General features: G+C 76.8%; 1 protein-coding gene. It reads right to left on the reverse strand.

Going from position 1 to position 4,327, the window contains the following annotated elements:
* Positions 1–4,327 (reverse strand): amino acid adenylation domain-containing protein (locus V7793_RS34135; RefSeq protein WP_336013573.1); only part of this gene is annotated, 4,327 nt, incomplete at both ends.

A 4,327-nucleotide genomic window follows, 5' to 3' on the forward strand; every position in this document is an offset into this window, starting at 1 on the left:
GACGAGGCGGGTGGCCAGCAGGGAGTGGCCGCCGAGGGCGAAGAAGTCGTCGTCGGCGCCGACGGCGGGCAGGCCGAGGACGCTCGCGAACGCGCCGCACACCAGGGCCTCGCGCTCGTCGCGCGGTGCGCGCCCACCGGTGCCGCCGGCGGCGAAGTCGGCGGCACCGGGCTCGGGCAGGGCCCGGCGGTCGAGCTTGCCGTTGACGTTGAGGGGCAGCGCGTCGAGGACGACGACGGCCGACGGGACCATGTACTCGGGCAGGCGCGCGGCGAGCGCGGCCCGCAGCGCGGCGGGGTCGGCGCAGGCGCCGGGCACGGGGGCGACATAGGCGACGAGGCGCTTGGCGCCGCTGCCGGTCTCCCGGGCGAGCACGGCCGCCTGGGCGACGGCCTCCAGGTCGTTCAGGGCGGCTTCGATCTCACCGGTCTCGACGCGGAAGCCGCGGATCTTGACCTGGTCGTCGTCGCGGCCGAGGTAGTCCAGGGTGCCGTCCGCGCGCCACCGGACGACGTCGCCGGTGCGGTACATGCGCTCGCCGCTGCCGGTGAACGGGTCGGCGACGAAACGGGCGGCGGTCAGCGCGGGGCGATCGCCGTAGCCGCGGGCCAGACCGGGGCCGGCGATGTACAGCTCGCCGGGGACGCCGGCCGGGACGGGCCGCAGGCGGGCGTCGAGGACGTAGACGCGGGTGTTGGCGATGGGGCGGCCCACGAACGGGGTGGGGCTGTCGTCCAGCGCGGCGCCGAGGGTGTCGACGGTGTATTCGGTGGGGCCGTAGAAGTTGTGGCCGATGACGCCCTCCGTCTCGCGGATGCGGGTCCACAGGGCGTCGTCGACGGCTTCGCCGCCGAGGAGGAAGAGGACGGGGCGGTGGCCGTCGCCTGCGGCGCCTTCGCCATGACGGCCGCCGTCGAGCAGGCCCCATTCGACGAGCTGCCGGCCGAAGGACGGGGTGACGTCGAGGGTGTCGATGCGGTCGGCGCGCAGCCGGGCGGCCAGCGCCTGCGGGTCGCGGCGCAGCTCCTCGTCGTAGACGTGGAGTTCGTGGCCGCAGATGAGCCAGAGCAGCTGCTCCCAGGAGGAGTCGAAGGAGAACGAGGCCGTGTGCGCGGCGCGCAGACGGCGGCCTCCGGCGGCCTCGACCGCGCGGGCGAAGACGGTGGAGCGGTGGTGGTCGAGCATGTTGACCAGGCCGCGGTGCGGCACCTGGACGCCCTTGGGGCGGCCGGTGGAGCCGGAGGTGTGGATGACGTAGGCGAGGTCGCCGGGGGCGGGCCGCCGCGGGGTGGCGTCCGCGGCGTCGGACGTGCCGTCCGCGATGCCGTCCGCGACGTCCTCCGCGTACAGCGTCGTGAAGCCGTCCCCGGTCAGGACGGGCAGGCGCCCTGCGGTCGGACGGGTCGTCAGGACCGCGAGGGGTGCGGCGTCCTCCAGCATCAGGGCGACGCGCTCGGCCGGGTGGTCGAGGTCCACGGGCAGGTAGGCGGCGCCGGACTTGAGCGTGCCGAGGACGGCGGCGACGAGCTCCGCCGAGCGGGGCAGGGCCAGGGCCACGACCGCGTCCGGGCCTGCGCCCAGGGCGGCGAGGCGGCGGGCGAACGCGTCGGCGCGGGCGTCGAGTTCGGCGTACGTCCAGTGCCGGTCGCCGTGGACGACGGCGGTCTCACCGGGGGTCGCTGCCACCTGGGCCTCGAAGGCGTCGACGACGGTGCCCTCGGGCACGGCGCGCGCGGTGGCGTTCCAGGTGTGCAGGAGGGTGCGCCGCTCGGCCGGGTCGAGGACGTCGAGGGAGCCGACGGTGGCCGACGGGCGGTCCGCCATGGCGGCGAGCAGGCGCAGCAGGCGCCGGCCGAGGTCGGCGGCCCGGTCGGCGGTGAAGGCGTCCGGGCGGTACTCGACGGTGATGCGTGGCGCGTCTCCGGGGAGGGTGAGGACGGTCAGCGGGTAGTGCGTGGCGCCGCGGTTGCCGATGCCGGTGACGCGCAGGCTGCCCGGGCGGCCGGACGGGTCGGCGGCGGTGAGCTCGTCGGGGTCGACGGGGTAGTTCTCGAAGACGAGCAGGGTGTCGAAGAGGGTGCCGAGCCCGGCCTGCGCCTGGATCCCGGCGAGGCCCGCGTACTGGTGGTCGAGCAGCCGCGACTGCTGCTCCTGGAGGCGGACGAGAGCGGCGGCGACGGTCTCGTCCTCGTCCACGGCGAAGCGGACGGGGACGGTGTTGCTGAACAGGCCGACGATCGACTCGACGCCGGGCACGTCGGCGGGGCGGCCGGAGACGGTCGCGCCGAAGACGACGTCCGTGCGACCGGTGAGGCGGCTGAGCAGGACGGCCCAGGCGCCCTGCACGAGGGTGTTGAGGGTCAGGCCGTGGCTGCGGGCGAGCGCGGTCAGCGCGGCGGCGGTCTCCGCGGGCAGCGGCAGGTCCACCTCGCCGGCGCGCGTGCCGCCGTCCGCGGTGGCCTCGGCGGCCAGGGTCTCGGCGAGCAGGGTGGGGGCGGTCAGGCCGTCGAGGGCCTCGGCCCAGGCGGTGGCGTGCCCGGTGTCGTCCTGGCGGGCCAGCCAGGCCAGGTGGTCGGCGTAGGAGGCGGCGGGCGGCAGGGCGGAGGCGTCGCCGCCGGCCGCGTAGGCGCTGATGATCTCGCGCAGCATGACGGGCGTGGACCAGCCGTCCATCACGATGTGATGGCGGGTCAGGACCAGGCGGTGCCGCTCGTCGCCCGTGCGCAGCAGGGCGCAGCGCAGCAGGGGCGGCCGGGTGAGGTCGAAGGGCGCGGTGGCCTCGGCGGTCTCGACGGCGTCCACGGCGGCGTCGAGGGCGCCGGCCGGGGTGCCGGTGAGGTCGTGCACGGTCCACGGGACGGCGGCCTGCCCGGCGACGGTCTGCAGCGGGCGGTCGGCGCTGGTGTGGTCGAAGCCGGCGCGCAGGGCGGGGTGGCGCTCCACGACGGCGTCGACGGCGCGTCGCAGAGCAGCCTCGTCCAGCGGGCCGGTGAGGTCCAGGCCGGTGACCGAGGTGTACAGGTCGTCGGCGGCGGTCTCGTAGAGGGAGTGGAAGAGGAGCCCGTCCTGGAGCGGGGAGAGCGGCAGGACGTCCTCGGTGCCGGGGCGGGCGGCCAGGACGCGGTCAAGGGCGTCCTGGCCGATGCCGGCGAGCGGCACGTCGGAGGGGGTGAGCCCGCCGGCGCCGGGGCGGGCGGCGTAGGCGGTCAGGGCGTCGAGGGCGCGGAACCAGCGGTCGGCGACCTCGCGCACGGCGTCCTCGGTGAGAACGCCCTCCGGCCAGGTCAGGACGGCGGTCAGCTCGGGGCCCGCGGGCCGGTCGTGGACGAACGCGCCGATCTCCAGGGCGTGGAGAGCGGGCAGCTCCGGGTCCGCGCTCGCGGCGAAGGCGTCGCCCGCAGGGCTCCAGGGGCTGTCGTCGGTGGTGAACCGGCCGAGGTAGTTGAAGAGCAGCTGCGGGGCGGGGTACGCGGCGAGCACGGTGCGGGCTGCGGGGTCGAGGTGGCGCAGCAGGCCGTAGCCGGTGCCGTCGTCGGGCAGCGCGCGCAGCTGTTCCTTGACGAGGGCGAGCGCCCGTCCCGCGGCCTCGCCGCCGGCCGCGGCGTCGGCGAGGTCGATGCCGTCGAGGCTCAGGCGTACGGGGAACTCGCTGGTGAGCCAGCCGACGGTGCGGGCGGTGTCCGCGCCGGGCACGAGGTGGTCCTGACGGCCGTGGCCCTCCATGCGGATCAGCAGGTCGCGCCGGCGGCCGGCGAACGCGAGGGCCAGTCCGGTGAGCAGCACGTGGTCGACGCCCGCGCGCCGGGTGGCGGGCACCCGGTCGAGGAGCGGCGCGGTGCGCGCGGCGGGCAGGGTCAGGCGGAGGGTGCGGCTGGTGCCGGCGGTGTCCCGGGCCGGGTCGACGGCCCTCCTGCCGAGCAGGGGACCTGCGCCCGGGGCGAGGACCTCCTGCCAGAACGGCAGCTGGGCGCGGACGGCGTCGCCGGTGGCGGCGGCGTTCAGACCGTGGGCCCAGCGGCGCAACGGAGTGCTTGCGGGGGCGAGTTCGCGCCCCTCGTAGGCGTCGCGCAGGTCGGGCAGCAGGATGCGCCAGGAGACGCCGTCGACGGCGAGGTGGTGCACGGCGAGCACGAGCCGTCCTGGGGTGTCCGGACCCAGGTCGCACCAGGTGGCGGCGAGAACGAGGCCGGCGGCCGGGTCGAGCCGGTCGGCGGCGGCGTCCCGCTCGCGGCCCAGGGCGTCGTCGAGGCCGTCGGCGGGCGTGCCGGCGAGGTCGGCGCGGCGGAGGACGACCTCGGGGGCGGCGGCGAGGGAGAGGATCTCGGTG

Origin of the sequence: Streptomyces sp. KLMMK (assembly GCF_036961605.1) — a bacterium.
Lineage (GTDB): Bacteria > Actinomycetota > Actinomycetes > Streptomycetales > Streptomycetaceae > Streptomyces > Streptomyces telluris.